Here is an 18,593-nt window from a genome sequence, read left to right on the forward strand (position 1 = left end):
ACCAAGGGTAAAAAATCAAAATACTGGCCTGAAGGCATAGGGGTAAAGATGGCGATGACGCCCGAAGCGGGAACGGCGGTCAATGAAACGGCAGAGGATGTGACCAATTCCGTCCCCGTGGCCAGCCAGGACAGGATGGAGCCGCCCCGCTTTCTGCCATCCCCTGGTTTCGCTGCATGGCTGGCGGAGACGGGGGGCAGCCTGTTGATGTCCACCTACCAGTCCGCACGCCTGATTTTCCTCTATGAGACCGATGGCGGCCTGCATGTGCTTGACCGGGTGGTGGGCACGGCCATGGGCCTAGCGGTGGACACGGACAAAATCTGGCTGGGCAATAAGGAACAAATCTGGAAGTTCGCCAATACCGGCCCGGCGACGCTGGACAGCCTGCCCGTCGATGCCTTGTACATGCCGAGGAAGGGCTATTTCATTGGCCCATGCGATACGCATGACATGATCGCGGATGTCGATTTCAAGGGCGAGCGCCATGAACTCGTTTTCGCCAACACCAATTTCAGCTGCATCGCCGCATTGGACGACCAGTTCAACTTCCGGCCGTTGTGGAAGCCCGACTTCATTTCCAGCCTGATGGCGGAGGATCGCTGCCACTTGAACGGCATCGGTGCCCGTGACGGCCGGGTGGTGTATGCGACCTTGTGCGGTCGCTCCGACACCACCTTCGGTTGGCGCGGCACCAAGAATGGCGGCGGCTTCGCCGTTGACGTGGAGACGGGCGAGATCCTGGCCCAAGGCCTATCGATGCCGCATTCGCCCCGTTGGTATCGCGATCGGCTGTGGCTGCTGAATTCGGGCGATGGCCAGTTCGGTTATGTCGATGGCGAGCGGGGTGGTTTCGTCGCGGTGGCCGAATGCCCGGGTTTCGCCCGTGGCCTCAGCTTCGTGGGCGACTATGCCATCGTCGGCCTGTCGCAATTGCGCACCAATAGCTTCGCTTCGGGCATCGCGTTGAACGCCAAGCTCCAGGCTGGCAACATCCAGCAGCGCTGCGGCCTGCAGATTGTCGATTTGCGCACGGGCCATAACGCTCATTGGTTGACGATCAGCGGGCCGGTGACGGAACTGTACGACGTCGTGTTCAATGCCGGCGTCCGCCGGCCTTATTGCCCAGGTTTCCGGGACCCCGAACTGCACCGCCAGCGTGTACAGTTGCCAGACAACAGCTTTCCCCATCCCTATCGCGGCGTGCAGCGGCTCTTTACCAAACCGCCTGCCGGCCCGGAAAAATCTCAAGGATAAAGGGGTTGATCTATCCGAAGGGTTATACGCCCGCTGGCAGCAATTGCGCTGTGGACTTGACCTAAAAGTGTAGTTACTTCTATCGATGCTCGCTCAACACGAAAAGGGGAGGCTGTTCTCATGGAACCATTCGTGGGCGAAATCCGCATTTTTACCTGGAACTGGGCGCCTAAAGGATGGGCGCTATGCAACGGCGCGCTGTTGAACCTGCAGCAGAATATCGCGCTGTATTCCCTCATCGGTGTCTACTATGGCGGCAACGGGACCAGCAATTTCAATTTGCCGGATCTGCGTGGACGGACGCCGCGGCACCTCAGTCAGCAGATGCCCCAGGTGGGGCTGTCGGGTGGGGCGGAAACGGTGACGCTGACGACGGCGAGCTTACCGGTCCATACCCATTCCGTGAACGTGATCAATGGCCCGGCCACGCCTCCGCAAACGGCCAGCCTGGCAAATCATGCCCTGGCCACAGTCACGAAGGTCGCAACGAATCCTACGATCCCGCTCTACACGCCACCCACCGTGAACACTCAACCGGTAGCCACGATTACCCTGCCCGCCGATACCCTCGCCACCAGCGGTGCCAGCGCTCCTGTCGCCAACATGCAGCCCTGGGTCGTCGCCAACTACTGCATCGCCCTACAGGGCATTTTTCCGCCGCGCAACTGACCCCGCCAACGCACTTCAAGAGGGAGGGCACCGATGTCCGAATGCTTTCTGGGCGAAATCCGCATTTTCGCCGGCCCTTACGTGCCACTCAACTGGGCGGCTTGCGATGGTTCCGCGCAGAGCCTCAGTCAGAATCAAGCCCTGTTCGCGCTGATTGGCACGACTTACGGCGGGAACGGCGTTACCAACTTCAACCTGCCGGACTATCGGGGGCGCACACCGATCGGTCAAGGGCAAGGCACAGGCCTGACCAGCCGCGTGTTGGGTCAGAGCGGCGGCACGGAGACGGTCACGCTGACGCAGGCTAATACACCCGCCCACACCCACAGCTTCAGCGCCAGCACGGCGACGGGTTCCGATCTCAACGCATCCGGTAACTTGGTTGCCTCCTATACCGCCACCACCAGCATCAAGGGCCTGTACACGTCCGACACTACGGCCGCGACGGTGCAGTTGGAGGCCAATGTCATAACCCAAGCTCTGGGGGCCACCGGCGGGGGGGCTTTGCCGCACAACAACATGATGCCCTTCATTGCGGTTGGCTACATCATGGCCATTCAGGGCATCTATCCGTCCCGGAATTGACTCTCATGCCGACGCCGTCCCATGAGCGACGGCTTTCCCGTGACGCTTCCCTTTGGAAGGAATCTCACCATGGCTGATCCCTTCACCGGTGAAATCCGCGCCTTCGCTTTCACGTTTCCGCCCGCCAACTGGTCGCAGTGTAACGGCCAGCAAGTGCTGATTCAGCAGAACAACACGCTGTACGCCGTCATCGGCAATACTTACGGCGGCGATCTGCAGAACTATTACAATCTGCCCAATATGATGGGATGCATTCCCATCGCCTACGGTTCCAGTCTTGGCCTGACAACGCACGTTGCGGGCGCCAAGGGTGGTTCCGATACAGTGGCGCTGACCAGCGCCAATTTCCCCGCGCATAACCATTTAGTAAACGTCAAGAATCCGAATATTAGCAATGCGGGATATGTATCGACTCCGACGGGGACAACCTACCTCAGCCGTCCAAACAACATGCTGCTGTATTCCACCACGGCGGTGACCCAAGGCGGCCCGACGCTGGCGGCGAATACGGTTGGCACTGTCGGCTCGGCAGCCATCGCCCCCCGTGCCAACGACCAGCCCTATCTGGTGGTCAACTTCTGCATCTGCCAGTTCGGTGAGTTCCCGTCGCGTCAGTGAGGAAGGGGTTTGATGTCTTGCCTGCCTGAAGGGGCGGCGGCCGCAGTGGATGACGCCGCCCCGGTTCTGCCGCCGTTGACCTTGCCTGCCGGCCTGGCGGCCCAAGGGCTGTCCCTACGCGACCAGGGGGCAGGGGACACGGACTTCGTGCGTGACCTTTACGTCTCGCACCGGTGGGAGGAGATGCAGGCCGCCCCGTGGACGGATGGGGAACGCCTGGCCTTCCTGCGGGATCAGGCGCGGCTGCAGGCGGCCCATTATGCTCTGCATTACCACGATGCCGATTTCATGATTGTGGAGAAGGATGGGCGGGCCATCGGCCGCCTCTACCTGTTCCGCCGCAATGTCAGGGATTTGCGTATCGTGGAAATCGGCCTGATGCCGGACTGGCGCGGCCATGGCCTGGGTGGCGCGCTGCTGCGTTGGGTACAGCGCTTGGCCCGTGAGGAGGGCTACGCCCAATGCTCCATCCATGTGGAAGGCAACAACCGCGCGCGGCGACTTTATCAGCGGCTGGGTTTTCAGGATGTGGAGCCCGTGGGCCCCTACTTCCTCATGGCCTGGCGGGCGGTACCAGCGACGTGACCGCCGCCAGCCCACAGGTGGTCAGCTGAAGACCGCCTGGTAGAAATAGGTCCCATCCTCGTTACGCCCCAGCGGCACCAGGAAGATCTCCAGCGTGCCCAAGGTGGGGTGGGTCAAGGGATGGATGTGCTGGTTCAGCATCGTGTTCGGATCCGTTCCGTTGAATAAAAGAGAGAACGGATCACGGAAGCGACCGGGTGCGGAACTCTTTTTGCCATGGTCAACCTTGCTCAGAATCAAGGTCCCTTGGTATTCGGGGTAGGTAACCGTGAATTCTTGATCGATTAGCGGCAGGAAATGTTGCGCCGTAAGTTCGCCCAGCATGGTGTGACCGCTCTCTTAACTTGAAAGGTGCGGTACTATACCATGGCGGGTAGGGTGGGGAATGAAAAAACGACGCCGCGCCGTTATGGCGACAGGCGGTCCATCAGCACCCGGGCATAAGTGCCCAGGCGCGCTTCCAGGTCCACCGGCACTTCACAGGTGTAGCGCAGTGTGCGCTCCACCTCCTCGAAATTGCGGATGAGATAGCCGCGGCGCTGCACGATCTCCGCCCGCTGCTGCTGCTTGTCCGGGTCGGTGGTCTCGGCCGGGATGGCCTGCAGTTCGGTGGTGGCCTTGGACACCAGATCGCCCATGTCGCGCTGGCGGTGCGCCAGATCCTGGATGCGGGTGATGACGCCGCCACGCTGGCTGTTGATCTCGTCGACGATGCCGGCGAAGATCTTGGGATAGAGGGCTGCGCGCTGGCCCTTGGGCACCTTGTCGGCGAAGCGGGTCAGGGCCTTCTCACCCTCATCCGCCGGGATCTCACGCGGGGCCGTGGCCTGCACCACCGCCGCCACCCGCTTGTCGGCACGCCAGTCCACATGCTCCGGCAGGGGGGCCCCGCCCCAGTAGGTGGCGGCCGTCAGTTGCGGCACCAGCCGCTGGTGGCAGGGCCAGTCGGGGTTGGCTTGGCCAGCCGGCGGGGGCGGGGCGGCCAGGGCGGTGCCGGCCGCCAGGATCAGGGTGAGGCTCAACAGGACGCGCATGGGCAAACCCTCTTCACTCGCCGCCGCCGCGGCGGGCCAGCAGGCCCCGGCCGGGGTCGTAACCCCACACCGCCAGGATCATGAATAGCAGCGTGGCCCCCGCCACCACCCCGGCCGACAGCGGCGCCATCTGGCCGTACAGCGCGAAGCGGATCAGCTCCGTCGTGTGGGTGAAGGGATTGGCCTGGCAGATCCAGTAGAGCGTCAGGCTGCTTTCCTTCACCCGCCACAGCGGATAGAGGGCGGAGGAGGCGAAGAACATGGGGAAGATGACGAAGTTCATCACCCCGGCGAAGTTTTCCAGCTGGCGGATGAAGGACGACAGCACCAGGCCCAAGGCGCCCAGCATCAGGCCCGACAGGATCAGGGCCGGCAGCACCGTCAAATAGCCCAGCGGCGGCGGATCGATTTCCCAGAACCAGGCGATGGCGAGGAAGATATAGGCCTGCACCACCGACACCACCACACTGGCCAGCAGCTTGGCCGTCAGCAGGAACCAACGGGGGAAGGGGCTGACCAGCAAGGTCTTCATGCTGCCCATCTCCCGGTCGTAAACCATGGAAAGGGAGCTCTGCATACCGTTGAACAGCTGGATCATGGCCAGCAGGCCCGGGGCGATATAGACCTCGTACGGGATGTAGGTTTCATAGGGCGGGATGATGGAGACGCCCAGGACGAAGTGGAATCCCGCCGCGAAGATGGCCAGCCACACCAACGGCCGCACCAGGGCGGAAAAGAAGCGGCCGCGCTGCTGCGTCCAGCGCAGCGCCTCGCGCTTCACGATGCCACCCAGGCAGCGGGCGTAGTGGATGGGGGTCATCGCGTGGCCCCCTCTTGATACTGAGGTGTCCCTTGATGCTGACGTGTCAGGGTGTCGAAGGCGGCGCGCAGGGTGGGCACGCCGGCGCGGGCCGTCACCTGGGGCACGGGCCCCTGGTCCAGCACCTGGCCCTGGTGCAGCACGATGACCTTGGCGGTGTCGTCCGCCTCGTCGATCAGATGGGTGGCCCACAATACGGCCATGTCCCGGCTGCGGCACAGGTGGCGGACGTGGTCGATCAGGAAGCGGCGGCTTTCAATGTCCAGGCCCACGGTGGGCTCATCCAGCAGCAGCAGGGCCGGGTCGTGCACCAGGGCGCGAGCCAGCTCCACCCGCCGCCGCTGGCCGCCGGACAGCTGGCGCACCCGGGTGTTTTGCCGATTGGCCAGGCCCACGCGCTCCAGCTCCTCCTCAATGCGGATGCGGGCGCGGGATCCGGCCAGGCCGTGCAGGCTGGCGTGATAGGCCAGGTTCTGCCGCACCGTCAGATCCAGGTCCAGGGTGGGCTGCTGGAACACCACACCCATGGCGGCCAAGGCGGCGGAAGGCTGGCGGCGGATGTCGTGGCCGAAGACGGCGATGCGCCCCTGCCGGCTGTGATACAGGCGGGTCACCAGGGCGAACAGCGTGGTCTTGCCGGCCCCGTTGAGGCCCAGCAGCACGGTGAAGTCACCGGGGGCCAGGCTGAAGCCCACATCGCGCAGGGCCTGGCGGGGGCCGAAGGCGTGGCTGAGGCCCGATACATCCAAAGCCGCGGTGGCAAGCTGTGGGGCTGGCGTCACGGCGCCACCACCACGCCCCAGGGCAGGCGGCCCACCGGCACCGACTTCACCACCTTCAGCGCATCGACGTCGATGACCGACAGGTCGTTGCTGACGCCGTTGGTGGTGTACAGCCGCTTGCCGTCGCCGGAGAAGGCCAGGTTCCACACCCGTTGGCCCACCAGCAGGTACTTCTTCACCTGGTAGCTGTGGGTATCGACGACGGCGACGCGGTTGGCGGGGCCCAGCGCCACGAACGCGGTGGCGCCGTCGGCGGTCAACTGGATGCCCACCGGCTGGATGGATTCCTTCGGCACCCCCGGAATGTCGAAGCGGATGGTCTGGATGACCTTGTGCTGGGCGGAATCGATGATGCTGACGGTGCCGCCCACCTCCGCCGACACCCAGACCAGCGACCCGTCCTTGGTCCATTGCGCCACGCGCGGCCGGCTCCCCACCAGCACGTTGGCCAGCACCTCGTGGGTTTGGGTGTCGATGAAATGGGCCATGCTGGTGGTTTCCGACGTGTTCACCAAGATCTTGCCGTCCGGGCTGATGCCCATGCCCTCGGGCTCCACCCCCACGGGGATCTCGGTGACGATGCGGCCGGCGGCGATGTCCAGCACCGACACCATGTTGTCGTTCTCGTTGGACACGTACAGCGTCTTGCCGTCGGGGCTGAGGGTGAACAGCTCCGGGTCTGGCCCGCTGGGCAGGGTCCGGCTGACCGTCAGGCTCGCCAGATCCAACACCTCGATATGGTCGGCGTCGCTGGTGCAGATGTAGAGCGCCTTGCCGTCCTTGGACAGGGCGATGCCGCGCGGCCGGGCGCCCACCTTCACCGTCTTGACGACGGCCAGGGTACCGGCGTCCACCACCGTGATGGTGTTGTCCTTCTCATTGGACACCAGCAGCCGCTCGGCCAGAGCCGGTGTGCTGGCCAACAGGGTGGCCAGCAGTGCTGCGCATTTCACTTTAGATGGCATGTCGTCTCCGGCTGGTCGGGACCCAGCGTGTCCAGTTCCGATGTCTCGTGCAGGAAGCCCGGCTGCGGCGAGACGGACACCAGCGATCGCGCGTCGGCCAGCAGCACCGGCTGGCGCAGCTGCCCGTCCCAGGCGCGGAAGCTGAGCCGCGCGCCCTTGAAGGCCGCCAGTTCGAACTCGGGCTTGCGCAGATAGGCGGTCATGGCCGCCCCCTCCACGCTGCCGCCGCGGGTGGCAGCCTCGCCCAGGGCGCGCACCGCCATCCAGGCGCCGTAGTCCCGCTCCGTCATCCAGCGACCGGCCTGCTTCAGGAAACGGGCCTGCAACTGCGTGGCGCCCCATTGCTCGAAGGGGCGGGCCCAGGCGGCGGGTACCAGGCCCTGGGTGCCGGCCACGGGGCGGGGGTCGGTGGCGCGATAGCCCAGGTCATCGCCGAAATTGTCGCCCTCATCCGCCACCACCAGCACGTCGTACTTGATGCCTTGGGTGAAGCGCGCCACCTCGGCCCCGATGGCGTAGTGGCCGGTGTCGGTGCGCCGGGCACCGGGGTCATAGGTCCAGGGCTTGTCCGCCACGATCTTCAGGCGGAATTTGCGCGCCGATTTGCGCAGCGCGTCGGCATACAGCTTGTCCTCGGGGTTGGGCCCCGCCACCAGCAGGATGTCGCGCCAGTTCTTGATGGTCAGGTACTGCATCAGGGCGTCGGCCAGCATGGCGCGGCTGGGCAGCAGGTGCAGGACGTTGCGCCGGCACTGCTCGCCGCGCAGGGCGTCGTCGGTGCTGGTGGCGTCCAGCAGCGTGGCGTCCTTGGCTTCGGCCAAGTCGGCCAGGCGCAGCAGCAGGTCGGCCGGCATGTCGGTGACGAAGGCGCGATAGCCTTGGGCCACCAGTTTCTTGAAGGCCGCGACCACGGCATCGGCGTCGGGCTCCAGCGCCTCTTCCAGGTGATAGGCCTGGTGGATGAAACGGCCGGTGGTGATGTTGTCGGCCAGGCCTAGGCGGGCGCCCTGCACGCCGTCGTCCTCCGGCGGTTGGTCCAGGAAGCTTTGCGGCAGCACCCGTTTCTGCACCAGCGCCAGATAGGCGATGTTGGCGACAGGATCAGGCTTGGCATCCGGCTTGGGCGCAACGGTGGTGGGCTTCGCCCCAGGGGGTGCCGCATGGGGGGGCGCCGCAGGGGGCGCGGCACACGCCTGCCCGGCCAGCAGCAGGCCGGAAATAAGTACGCCTATGGGATACACGCCTATCAGGCCATGGCGGCGGTTGGGCATCTCCGCCGTCTCCTTAAACGTCAGACCAGGGACCGCCGACCGATAATGGCCTGGGTCATCCGGGGCCGCCATAGGAAATCAGGGCCGGAAATCAGCGCGCTGTCTCATTCTATAGTCGTAGAGGGCCCGGGTTGACAGGGGCGAAGCCAGCGGCCCGATAATGGCCGTCGAAGTCAGGAACAATCCAGGGCCAGAAACAACCCAGGATTGAACTGGGTCCGGCGCCCTGGCCGGGCGCGGAGGATGCCCCGATTTGGATGTCCCCATGACCATGACACGCCGCCGCCTGTTGGCCACGGGGCTTGCCGCGTCGATGCCTGTGCGCGCCCGTGCCGCGGGCGCGCCGGCTTTGCGTGTCGGCATCCTGCGTTACGGCACCGTGTCGTGGGAACTGGACGTCATCCGCCGCCACGGGCTGGACGCGGCCCACGGCCTGGCCATCGTCCCCCAGGAATTCGCCACCGGCCAGGCGACGCAGGTGGCGCTGCAGGCGGGCCAGGTGGACACCATCGCCGTGGATTGGCTGTGGGTGGCGCGGCAGCGGGCGGCCCAGGGAGGATCGGGCGGCGGCGACTGGACCTTCATCCCCTTTTCCAATTCCGCCGGCGCGTTGATGGCCCCGGCGCAGGGGGCCGTGGCCACGGTGCCCGACCTGCCGGGCCGCCGCCTGGGCATCGCCGGCGGCGCGCTGGACAAGAACTGGCTGATCCTGCGCGCCTATGCCCAGCGCCAGGTCGGCATCGACCTGGACCGGACGGCGGAGAAGACCTTCGGCGCCCCGCCCCTGTTGGCCAACGCGCTGGCGGCCGGCCGGCTGGACGCCCTGCTGACTTATTGGCCCTTCGCCGCCAAGGGCCAGGCGGCCGGGCAACGCCGCCTGCTGACGGTTGAGGATGCGGTGACCGGGCTGGGCGTCCAGGGCACGCCGCCCATGGTGGGCTACGTCTTCTCCGACCGCTGGGCCAAGGCCAATGGCGCTGTGCTGGAGGGCTTCATCGCCGCCAGCCGCCAGGCGCGCGACCTGCTGGTCAAGGACGAGGCGGAATGGCCCAGGCTGCGCCCCCTGGCCGACGCCGGCAGCGATGCGGAGTTCGACGCCTTGCGCGACTGGTACCGGCGCGGCATTCCCCGCCATTGGGGGGCGGCGGAACAAGAGGCCGCCGCCCAGCTGTACCAGGTGCTGGCCTCGGTGGGCGGACCGGCGCTGGTCGGCGGCGGTGGCGACACGCTGCCGGCCGGTACCTTCTGGCAGGCGGCGCAATCTTGGTGAATCGGGAGGCGGCGGACCGGGGCCGGGCCTGGCTGATCCGCGCGCTGTCCATCCTGGTCCTGCTGCTGGTGTGGGAGGGGGCGGGACGCCTGGCGGCCAGCCCCCTGGCGCCGCCGGCCTCCACCGTGCTGGCCGTCATGGCGCATGAGACGGCGTCGGGCGCCTTGCCCCACCATGTCGGCATCACCCTCGCCCGGGTGGCGGCGTCCTTCCTGCTGGCCATGGGGGCGGGCACGGCGCTGGGCCTGGCCATGGGCTGGTGGCGCACGGTGGATCTGTGGCTGGACAGCGCGCTGCTGTTGCTGCTGAACCTGCCGGCCCTGGTGCTGATCGTCCTGCTCTACGTCTGGTTCGGCCTGACGGAGGCGGCGGCCATCACGGCCGTGGCGCTGAACAAGCTGCCCACCACCGCCGTCACCGTGCGCGAGGGGGTGCGGGCCATGGACGCGGAGTTGCTGGAGATGGGGCGGGTCTTCCGCTACGGCCGCGCGGCCACCCTGCGCCATATCGTGCTGCCGCAGCTGCTGCCCTACCTGTTCGCCGCCACCCGCTCCGGCCTGGCGCTGATCTGGAAGATCGTGCTGGTGGTGGAGCTGCTGGGCCGCAGCGACGGCGTCGGCTTCCAGATCCAGGTCTATTTCCAGCTGTTCGACGTGGCCCACATCCTGGCCTACGCCCTGGCCTTCATCCTCATCGTTCAGGTCATCGAATGGGCGGCCCTGCAGCCGCTGGAGCGCCGGGCGGCGCGGTGGAGGGCGTCGTGACCCGGCTCATCGTCGACATCCGTGAGAAACGCCTGGCCGGCCGGCCGGTACTGGGCAGCCTGGCCTTCAGCCTGGATGAGGGCGAGGTGACGGCCGTGGTCGGCCCCTCCGGCTGTGGCAAGAGCACGCTGCTGCGCCTGGTGGCCGGGCTGGACCGCGGGGTCACGGGCACCGTGCGGTGGAGCGGAGAGGGCGCGCGCCCGGTTCCCAACCTGGGTGTCGTTTTCCAGCAGCCCCGCCTGCTGCCCTGGCGCACCGTGCGGCAGAACCTGGCCCTGGCCGGCGCCGACCCCGTGGAGGGCGAGCGCCTGCTGGAGCGCTTGGGTCTGGCCGCCCAGGCGGACGTCTGGGCCTCGCAGCTGTCCCTGGGCATGGCGCGGCGGCTGGCGCTGGCCCGCGCCCTGGCGGTGGATGCCCAGGCCCTGCTGCTGGACGAGCCCTTCGCCTCCCTGGATGAGGGCAACCAGCGCCTGGCCCGCGCCGTCCTGGCGGAACAGCTCCTGCGCCGGCCTGTGCCCACGCTGCTGATCACCCACGACCTGGCGGAGGCGGTGGCCCTGGCCCATCGCGTGCTGGTGCTCTCACCCGGGCCCGCCCGCCTGCTGTTTGACCAGGCGGTGCCGCCCGGGGTCCGCACCGATCCCGCGCTGGCGGCCGCTACCGTGGCGGCCTTGCGTGACCTGGCCCGTTAGGGCAGATCGCCCGTGCCGGCAAGCAGGTCGCCCAGCTGCGCCAGCTGCTCCGGCAGTGCCGCCGCCGAGCTCTGCAGCGCTTCCTCAAGCGCCTCCTTGGACGGATAGGCTTCGTGGAAAGTCAGCCGCGTCTTCCCGCCCAGGTCCTCGAAGGTCACGGTGGTGATCGCGCCCTCTTCGCCCTCGTCGTTGGTCCAGACGATGCGCTCGTTGGGCACCACCTCGATATACTTGCCGTAGAAGGCCATGGTGTCCGAGCCGCCGGCGGCGAATTCCAGGCGATACTTTCCGCCGGTACGCACATCCAGCTCGCACGATACGAGAGAAATGCCGGGCACCGATTTCGGCACCCACCAGCGCCGGAACAGCTCCGGCTGGCTCCACGCCCGGTAAACCGTGCTCGGCGGCGCGTCGAATATCCGCGTCACGACCAGTTCGCGATCGCCCCTGCGCTCGACTGACGTGGGGTTGTCACCGTGCTGAGTCATCGCTTTCCTCCCGTTTCATTTCACTGATGATGTCGTCCAATGCGGCGAAGCGCGCCTCGAAGAGCTTGCGGTGGGCCTCGATCCATTCAGCCTCCGCCGCCAGGCCGCGCTTCCCAAGCGCGCAGGTTCTGACCCGCCCGACCTTCCGCGTGATGACGAGCCCCGCCCGCTCCAGAACCTGGATGTGCTTCTTCATGCCGGTCAGCGTCATCCGGAACTGATCGGCGAGACTGGTGATCGACGCGTCCCCGCGGCCAAGCCGATCGATGATCCCACGGCGGGTCGCATCGGACAGCGCCGCGAATGAGAGGTCGAGGGCAGGATTTAAATACTGAACCATGTGGTTCAGTGTATGGCCAACGCGCGGCATGCGCAAGCGTTCCGACGTCATCGCCCTGAACCGATCTTCACCTGTGGCCGGCTGCCGACGCGGCTGGTCCTAGCCGGCTTTCTTGGCGCGGCGGCGCGCCGGGTTCTGTGCCTTTGGCCGGGCGGTGGAGGCACGCACCACCAGGTCATGCGATACCAGCCGGTGGGGCACGGTGGCGTCGCCGCGCGGGCGTTCCATGAGGCGGGAGATCAGCAGATCCGCCGCCTCTTCCCCCAGCTTGCGCATGGGTTGGCGCACGGTCGTCAGGGGCGGCCAGGTCATGCTGGCGATGGGGCAATCGTCGAAGCCGGCCACGGACAGGTCGTCGGGCAAGCTCAGGCCCCGCGCCTGGGCCACGACGATGACGGCGGCCGCCATCTCGTCATTGCAGGCGAAGATGGCGGTGGGCGGCTCCGGCAAACTCAGCAGCCGCTCGGCGCAGGGCAGGGCGGAGGGGAAGGTGAAGGCGCCCTGCTCGATCAGGTCCGGATCCTCGGCGATACCCAATTCCGCCAGCGCGTCGCGATAGCCCAGGTGGCGGCGGTCGGTGGCGCCGTGGTTGGGGGGGCCCTTGATCAGGCCGATGCGGCGGTGGCCCAGCGACAGCAGGTGGCGGGTCAGGGCGGCCGCCGCCTGCCGCTCATCGATCCAGACGGAGGAGAAGGTGTCGCCGCCGCTTTCCGCCGTCACCCGCACCAGGGGGATGCCGCTTTCCGTCAGCACGGACAGCACGCGCGGTTCGTCGGTGATGGGGGCGGTCAGCACCACGCCGTCGGGGCGCAGCCAGTCCAGCACGGCACGCACCCGCCGCTCCACATCCTGGCCGCGATAGTCGATCTCCTCGATCAGCAGGTGGTAGCCCCGGGCGCGGCAGCGGTTCAGCAGGCCCACCTGGATTTCCATGGTGTAGGGGCCGGCGGGATCGCCGTAGAGGTGGCCCAGCAAGTAGGACCGTTTGCCGGCCAGCGTGCGCGCCGACATGTTGGGGTGGTAGCCCAGGTCGTGGATGGCCTTCATCACCTTGTCCAAGGTGGCGCGGTTGACGTAAGGCTCGCCGTTCAGCACACGCGACACGGTCTTGATGGAAACCCCGGACTCACGGGCGACGTCGATGATCGTCGGTTTCCGGGCGTCATTCCCCATGTGGCATCGCTCCCCTCGGCACCAGCTGTCACTAGTCCTGTAATGGCACAAAAAAGAAAGGGCGGCACGATCGCAATCATGCCGCCCGGAGTGGGCGCATAGTCCCCGGGGAGAGGGTATGCGCATAGAAGGGAGATCAAGAAGAAGGCCCGGGAACGGCCAAACCCGGCAGTTCCCGGTATCGGGGACCTTTTGGAAAACAGAACCTGAAGGCCCCCGGTTTCTGCAGGATCCGGCCCGGCGTCGCTGCCGGACCGGCCCCGCAGCTCATGGGCATCAGCCGCCGAACTTGAACCGGCCGCCCAGCATGAAGCGGCGACCCGCGTTCACGTAGGTGAAGGGCTGGTTCTTGAACTGCAGATAGGTCTCCTGAGACTCATCGGTCAGGTTGATGGCCTCGAAGGTGATGCCGAACTCAGGTGTGAACTGGTAGGCGATCTGGGCGTCCAGCTGGCCATAGGGCCGGCTGAACACGCCATAGGTCACCGACTTGTTGGTGGTGGCGTCCAGGATGGCGAAGGTGGAGCCGATGGCGTCGCCGTTCACGGCGCTGGACCGCCAGCTGTAGGACAGGCGGGCTTCCAGGCCGCCCTTCTGATAGTAGGTCTGCGCCGTCAGGGCGTGCAGCGACACGCCGGGGATGGGCAGATCCTGGGCGAAGTCGGTGTGGGTGGACGAGGTGGACAGCGAGTAGGTGTAGTTGGCGTTGAAGCCGACGCCGAAGTCGAAGGCGTACTGCGCCCCGATTTCGAAGCCCTTGATGCTGCCGCCGGCGCCGTTGCTGGGGGCGGTGAAGCCGGCGGTGCTGCCGCCGAAATCGTCCATCACGGTGATGGAGGTGGTCTGTGTCTGGATGAAGGTGTCGATGGACTTGTAGAAGCCGCCGAAGGTCAGCGCGCCCTGCTCACCGAAGTACCATTCGTAGCCGACGTCGATCTGGGTGGCGCGGAAGGGGTCCAGATTGGGGTTGCCGCCGCTCCCGCCCACGAAGGCGAAGCCCTGCTTGCCCGCTGTGTTGGTCTCGCGGGTGAAGTTGTACTGCGCGCCGCGGCCCAGGTCATAGGGGCTGGGCGGGGACATGACGCGGGCGGCGGAGAAGCGGACCTTCTGGTCCGGCGCCACGTCCAGCACCAGGTTCATGCTGGGCAGGATGTCGGTGTAGTGCCGTTCCGCCGTGACGACGTCCGGGTTGGTGATGGCGTTGGAGCCGTCCCAGGATTCGTCGGAGATGTAGATGGGGTTGGCGGGCAGGGCGCCGGCCGTCACCTTCTGCACCGTGTCGACGATGCGGGCGCCGATGTTCAGGTGGAAGCGATCCTCCTTGCTGCCCATGTCGGCCATGGCGTAGCCGGAGACGCGCTGGCTTTCGATGACGAAGGAGTTGATGGGGTCGCGCACCATCTTGCCCGGGAACTGCGGGAAGTTGCCCTGCAGCCACTGCACCGGGTTCTGCATCTGGGACAGGTTCTGCACCAGGATGCTGCTGCCCGCGTTGCCGGTGGGGAAGAAGTTGTTGACCAGCTGTGCCCGGTTGGGGGCGCTCAGCGCCGTCTGGGCGGGGATGACCGGCGGCGTTTGCGACGGGGCGCCGCTGGCGCCGACGAAGTTGCCGCCGGCGGTAGCGCCGGTGGCGGCGTTGGTCATGCCCTCGTTCAGGATGGCCGGGTCCATGTAGTACCCGTAGGTGCCATAGCAGGTGCCGTTGCTGCAGTACCCGGTCTGGCCGGCCGAGGACTTGTCCAGCTCATAATGCGACAGGCTGTAGTTGATCTTGTCGTCGGTGTAGCGCACGCCGGCGGTGAAGGTCGTCTTGATCGCCTTGATGAAATCGGCGTCGTACTCGCCATCGGCATGGCCGGACCACAAATCGTCCTTGGAGTGGATGTTCCACGCCCAGGCCGACTTGAAGACGGCGTTGTTGGGGTTGCTGATCAGGTCGGCGTAGGGCGCGTTGTACGATACCGACGGCAGCGTGCCGTTGTTGACGTAGTTGAAGGAATAGGCCGGGCCGTGGCTGACCGGGCTGCTGCCGCCGGGGGCCGAGGGGTTCAGCGGGGCGTTGCAATAGCCGTTGGGGCTGGTGGCGCAGGGTTGGGCGGCGTTGTACTGCGAATACTCGACGTCCTGCTGCGCGCTGTCGGAATTGTATTCCGAGGTGGCGTAGGCGACCTTGAACTTGGCGCGGAATGGCCCGCCATTGTCCCACTTGCCGCCGAAGTGGAAGTTGTCCGCCGTGAGGTGGACGTTCTGCACGTCGCTGTCGCCTTCGGCCCCCAGGGCGCGGATGGTGGCCGACTTGATGACGCCGTTGCTGTCGATGCTGTAGGGCTGGCTGGGGTCGATGCCCAGGCCCAGGCCGTTCGAGTTGAACCACAGCTTGTTCGACGCTTCCTGGGTCAGGATGTCGTAGGTGGAATGCAGCCAGTCGGCGTTCAGGGTCAGGCTGTCGGTGACGGCGTAGTCGATGCCCAGCTGGCCGCTGATGCGGGTGCGGTCGGTGTCGCGGTCGGTGAAATACAGCAGCTCGGGCGAGATGTACTTCTGCGGGATGGTCGCCATCGGGTTGCTGGAGGTGCCGGCCGCCGGCTCGATGGCCCAGCCGCTGCGGTTCTGGCCCTGCATCATGTCGGAGTGGGTGTCGGTCTCGGAGTACGAGAACGCCGCCGTGATGCCGATCTTGTTGTTGAAGTTGTAGGTGCCGACGATGGCGCCGATGGGGGTCCAGTCTTCCATGCGGGCGTGCTCGCCCGTGGTCATGCGGAAGTTGCCGCCCACGGTCCAGCCCTGCGGAGTGTCCAGGGCCGAGCGGGTCTTCAGGTTGATGATGCCGCCCATGCCGCCTTCGACCAGGCTGGCCTGGGGCGACTTGTAGACGTCCACGCCGGCGATCAGGTCGGACGGGATGGCTTCCAGCGAGTTGGTGGCGGTGTTGCCGCCGCCGCCGGAGCCTTCACCGCTGGCGTAGGCTTCCAGGCCGGACAGGAAGGGTTCGTCGTTAAGCACCGTGACGTTCTGGCTCAGGCCGCGGATGCGCACGCGGGTGCCCTGGCCGTTGTCGCGGTCGATCTGCACGCCCGACAGGCGTTGCAGCGATTCCGCGATGTCCTGGTCGGGCATCTTGCCCATGTCTTCGGCCGTGACGGATTCGATGATCAGGTTCGACTGGCGCTTGTTTTCCAGCGCGTCGGCCAGCGACTTGCGGAACCCGGTGACGATGATTTCCTCCACGCCGCCCTGCTCGGCCGGGGTGGCCTGGGGGGCGGCCTGCGGATCGGGTGCTGCCGGCTGCGTGCTTTGGGCGAAGGCGGTGGGCGCGGCCAAGGTGGCAGCCAAGGCGGCGCAGGAGGCGGCACCCATCAACAGCCGCCGTAACATCTTCAACTCTCCGTACATGCGAGGTCCCTCCCTTGGGGGGTATTCGTGGATGCGCGGGCCCGGCCGCTGGCCACGGTTCCCGCCCGCAACCCATGGTTTAGGGTGCGCGCCAGGGAACGGCACAGCGCTGCTGTCCGGTCGCGACGGATCTACCTGATACTGGAATAGGGGCATGCCGATCTGACAGTCGGCTGAACCCCTTCCTCTCCGTTATCGGGAAAGGTCAACCAGCTCTAACTGTAGTGAGTGTATCCATGACAGGGTCGGCAGATTACTTGCGCGCTCATGTCTCTATCCTCCCGAGATATATTTATTTTTTACTGAGACTTAGGCTCAACCTTACTGAGTGCCGGCGGTGTGCTTCTGCAAAATCCTTCCCATGCGCCGCCCGGCGATTGGATCGCAGGCGGCATCCGGGTGCTTGCCGGGTGTCAGCTCTGTTATTAATAGTTGCGTTGACAGCGTTGTCAAATCATTTCTATTTTTTGCTTTTCTTAATCACAGTGTCCCCCAACACATAAAGTGGCCATCCAACGCACCAAATGGCCAAACTTCCATCATATAAAGTGGCCAAGCATTGAAATTGCTGGGGAATTTCCGGACGCGCGGGGAGGGCGCGGGGATAATTTATGCACGGCTGGTGAGGTCGCGCACTGAGGCTGGCCCCATGGGGCGCGTTACTGCTTTTGCATCCTCTATGGTTCACGCAAGGCATGATCCATGCCGGACGGCCGGTGCAGGCCGTTTGCAGAAATGCATCTTTCATGTACAGGCAGTGTGATGCCCCTGAGCCGCCCGCGCTCCCATGGGCAGGCGCCCTGATGCTATACTGGCGCGTGTCCTTAACCACCCGCCCGACGGAGGGGTTGAGCAGGTTGAGCGTATAGGTTCTACCTGGGCGTTGGCCGGCATCGCGTTGCGGTCAACGCCCAGGGGTAGCGGGCGGCCATCACCCCTCGGTCGGATTGTTGGTGATTCCGTCGGGCGCGTGTTCAAGCCGGTCAAGCACGGCGTCGCGTTTGGCGGTGATCAGGTCGAGATCGGGCGCCGCTCCACTGGTCAGGCGCACGCTGTCGCTGGGCGCCGCCATGCCGCGCACACGGTCCAGCAGCTGATCGATTCGTTCGGCCAGCCGGGCGCGGGTGACGAGGTCAAGCGTGGCGGTGATGGCGCTGGGGATCGCCAGCACCAGCGCGGCGACGGCGAGCGGATCGCCGCGCTGGATGGCTTCGTCTTGCGGTGGGGCGTGCCGCTCCGCACGGGTGGCGAGGGCGTCGGCGAGGAACGCCTCGACCTCGGCGGCGAGCGCCGGCGCGTTGGACCCGGCGATGGTAATGGTGATGTTCATTCCTTTGCCTTTCGAATGGAAGCCTGGATGGTGCGGATATGCTCGACGTGCTGGCTCTCCCCCAGCGTAGTATAGGCGTCGGCGGCCTGATCGAGCACGCTAAGCGCCTCCTCCGTCTGTCCGGCTGCCGCCAGAATCTGGCCGAACAAAGCGCCAACCACAGCGACGCCGTCGGCCCGTCCGATCCGTTGATAAAGGTCGTAACTCTCGGCGCACTCCTCGGCGATCGTCGCGGCCTCGCCGTTTTGCAACCCACCGCGCCGAAGGCGGATGGTGGCGCAGGAAAAGCGGATATGGGCGAGGCTGTCCAAGTCTTGAGTTTGCTGGGCCACCGGCAAGCGCTCGTTCAAATGGATGCGGAGGGCCTCGTCGGTCTGGCCGCGGGTGGTGAGGATGTCGGCGATCTTGCCCATGGTCACCGCGCGCGAGCGCACGTCGCCCAGGCGCTCAAAGGCTGGAAGAACGTCTTCGCGCCATAAGCGGAGGGCCTCGTCGGTCTGGCCGCGGGTGGTGAGGATGTCGGCGATCTTGCCCATGGTCACCGCGCGCGAGCGCAC

At 66.0% G+C, this 18,593-nt stretch carries 19 protein-coding genes and 1 pseudogene; 8 read left to right on the forward strand and 12 right to left on the reverse strand.

Translation table 11 applies throughout. From position 1 onward, the window contains the following. Window positions 1-48: 48 nt before the first annotated feature. The 5 genes from FBZ88_RS05665 (at window position 49) to FBZ88_RS05685 (ending at window position 3,714) form a co-directional block, all read left to right on the forward strand. A complete protein-coding gene (locus FBZ88_RS05665; protein WP_145615818.1) occupies window positions 49-1,257 on the forward strand; it encodes a TIGR03032 family protein in 1,209 nt (402 codons plus the stop codon). Window positions 1,258-1,377: 120 nt separating this feature from the next. Next, window positions 1,378-1,926 carry a phage tail protein gene (locus FBZ88_RS05670; protein WP_145615819.1) on the forward strand — a complete coding sequence of 183 codons (549 nt, stop codon included), beginning with the start codon at window positions 1,378-1,380 and terminating at the stop codon, window positions 1,924-1,926. 33 nt (window positions 1,927-1,959) lie between these two features. Further along, complete coding sequence (locus FBZ88_RS05675) at window positions 1,960-2,511, forward strand: phage tail protein (RefSeq protein WP_145615820.1); 552 nt, start codon at window positions 1,960-1,962, stop codon at window positions 2,509-2,511. Between the two features lie 69 nt (window positions 2,512-2,580). Then, a complete protein-coding gene (locus FBZ88_RS05680) occupies window positions 2,581-3,129 on the forward strand; it encodes a phage tail protein (protein ID WP_186464225.1) in 549 nt (182 codons plus the stop codon). Window positions 3,130-3,141: 12 nt separating this feature from the next. Continuing rightward, window positions 3,142-3,714 (forward strand): GNAT family N-acetyltransferase, encoded by a 573-nt coding sequence (locus FBZ88_RS05685; RefSeq protein ID WP_145615822.1) that lies wholly within the window; start codon window positions 3,142-3,144, stop codon window positions 3,712-3,714. A gap of 21 nt (window positions 3,715-3,735) precedes the next feature. Here FBZ88_RS05685 and FBZ88_RS05690 read toward each other — a convergent pair whose 3' ends face one another. From FBZ88_RS05690 to FBZ88_RS05715, 6 genes are all read right to left on the reverse strand, one after another. Further along, window positions 3,736-4,038 (reverse strand): DUF6916 family protein, encoded by a 303-nt coding sequence (locus FBZ88_RS05690; protein ID WP_145615823.1) that lies wholly within the window; start codon window positions 4,036-4,038, stop codon window positions 3,736-3,738. Between the two features lie 83 nt (window positions 4,039-4,121). Continuing rightward, the gene (locus FBZ88_RS05695; protein WP_145615824.1) at window positions 4,122-4,748 is read right to left on the reverse strand and encodes a hypothetical protein; all 627 of its coding nucleotides are present in this window, start codon (window positions 4,746-4,748) and stop codon (window positions 4,122-4,124) included. A 13-nt stretch (window positions 4,749-4,761) separates the two neighbouring features. Continuing rightward, window positions 4,762-5,568, reverse strand: coding sequence for an ABC transporter permease (locus tag FBZ88_RS05700; RefSeq protein WP_145615825.1), 807 nt, complete (start codon window positions 5,566-5,568; stop codon window positions 4,762-4,764). Next, window positions 5,565-6,350: an ABC transporter ATP-binding protein gene (locus tag FBZ88_RS05705; protein WP_246138519.1), complete on the reverse strand. Its 786-nt coding sequence runs from the start codon at window positions 6,348-6,350 to the stop codon at window positions 5,565-5,567. The genes FBZ88_RS05700 and FBZ88_RS05705 overlap by 4 nt, the downstream gene beginning before the upstream one ends. Beyond that, the gene (locus FBZ88_RS05710) at window positions 6,347-7,315 is read right to left on the reverse strand and encodes a PQQ-dependent catabolism-associated beta-propeller protein (RefSeq protein WP_145615826.1); all 969 of its coding nucleotides are present in this window, start codon (window positions 7,313-7,315) and stop codon (window positions 6,347-6,349) included. Before FBZ88_RS05710 ends, FBZ88_RS05705 begins: the two co-directional genes overlap by 4 nt. Continuing rightward, window positions 7,300-8,586: an ABC transporter substrate-binding protein gene (locus tag FBZ88_RS05715; protein WP_145615827.1), complete on the reverse strand. Its 1,287-nt coding sequence runs from the start codon at window positions 8,584-8,586 to the stop codon at window positions 7,300-7,302. The genes FBZ88_RS05710 and FBZ88_RS05715 overlap by 16 nt, the downstream gene beginning before the upstream one ends. Window positions 8,587-8,851: 265 nt before the next feature. On the opposite strand from FBZ88_RS05715, the gene FBZ88_RS05720 reads away from it, so the two are divergent. From FBZ88_RS05720 to FBZ88_RS05730, 3 genes are read left to right on the forward strand one after another with little or no spacing between them, the layout of a single operon-like run. After that, entirely contained in the window at window positions 8,852-9,856 is a 1,005-nt protein-coding gene (locus tag FBZ88_RS05720) for an ABC transporter substrate-binding protein (protein ID WP_145615828.1), read from the forward strand. Then, window positions 9,853-10,620 (forward strand): ABC transporter permease, encoded by a 768-nt coding sequence (locus FBZ88_RS05725; RefSeq protein WP_145615998.1) that lies wholly within the window; start codon window positions 9,853-9,855, stop codon window positions 10,618-10,620. The genes FBZ88_RS05720 and FBZ88_RS05725 overlap by 4 nt, the downstream gene beginning before the upstream one ends. Beyond that, entirely contained in the window at window positions 10,617-11,312 is a 696-nt protein-coding gene (locus FBZ88_RS05730) for an ATP-binding cassette domain-containing protein (RefSeq protein WP_186464226.1), read from the forward strand. The genes FBZ88_RS05725 and FBZ88_RS05730 overlap by 4 nt, the downstream gene beginning before the upstream one ends. On the opposite strand, the gene FBZ88_RS05735 is transcribed toward FBZ88_RS05730, so the two are convergent. The 6 genes and pseudogenes from FBZ88_RS05735 to FBZ88_RS05760 all read right to left on the reverse strand — a co-directional run. Next, a complete protein-coding gene (locus FBZ88_RS05735) occupies window positions 11,309-11,800 on the reverse strand; it encodes an SRPBCC family protein (protein WP_145615830.1) in 492 nt (163 codons plus the stop codon). The genes FBZ88_RS05730 and FBZ88_RS05735 overlap by 4 nt on opposite strands. Next, window positions 11,784-12,170 carry an ArsR/SmtB family transcription factor gene (locus tag FBZ88_RS05740; RefSeq protein WP_211102541.1) on the reverse strand — a complete coding sequence of 129 codons (387 nt, stop codon included), beginning with the start codon at window positions 12,168-12,170 and terminating at the stop codon, window positions 11,784-11,786. Before FBZ88_RS05740 ends, FBZ88_RS05735 begins: the two co-directional genes overlap by 17 nt. Window positions 12,171-12,239: 69 nt before the next feature. After that, window positions 12,240-13,313 carry a LacI family DNA-binding transcriptional regulator gene (locus FBZ88_RS05745; protein WP_145615831.1) on the reverse strand — a complete coding sequence of 358 codons (1,074 nt, stop codon included), beginning with the start codon at window positions 13,311-13,313 and terminating at the stop codon, window positions 12,240-12,242. A 276-nt stretch (window positions 13,314-13,589) separates the two neighbouring features. Next, window positions 13,590-16,706, reverse strand: a complete 3,117-nt coding sequence (locus tag FBZ88_RS05750; RefSeq protein ID WP_186464227.1) for a TonB-dependent receptor — start codon at window positions 16,704-16,706, stop codon at window positions 13,590-13,592. 931 nt (window positions 16,707-17,637) lie between these two features. After that, the gene (locus FBZ88_RS05755) at window positions 17,638-18,036 is read right to left on the reverse strand and encodes a hypothetical protein (RefSeq protein WP_145615833.1); all 399 of its coding nucleotides are present in this window, start codon (window positions 18,034-18,036) and stop codon (window positions 17,638-17,640) included. Then, window positions 18,033-18,593 (reverse strand): annotated as a pseudogene (locus FBZ88_RS05760) (CHAT domain-containing protein); the annotation flags it as partial. The pseudogene FBZ88_RS05760 and the gene FBZ88_RS05755, both read right to left, overlap by 4 nt.

Origin of the sequence: Nitrospirillum bahiense, from assembly GCF_007828025.1 — a bacterium.
GTDB lineage: Bacteria > Pseudomonadota > Alphaproteobacteria > Azospirillales > Azospirillaceae > Nitrospirillum > Nitrospirillum amazonense.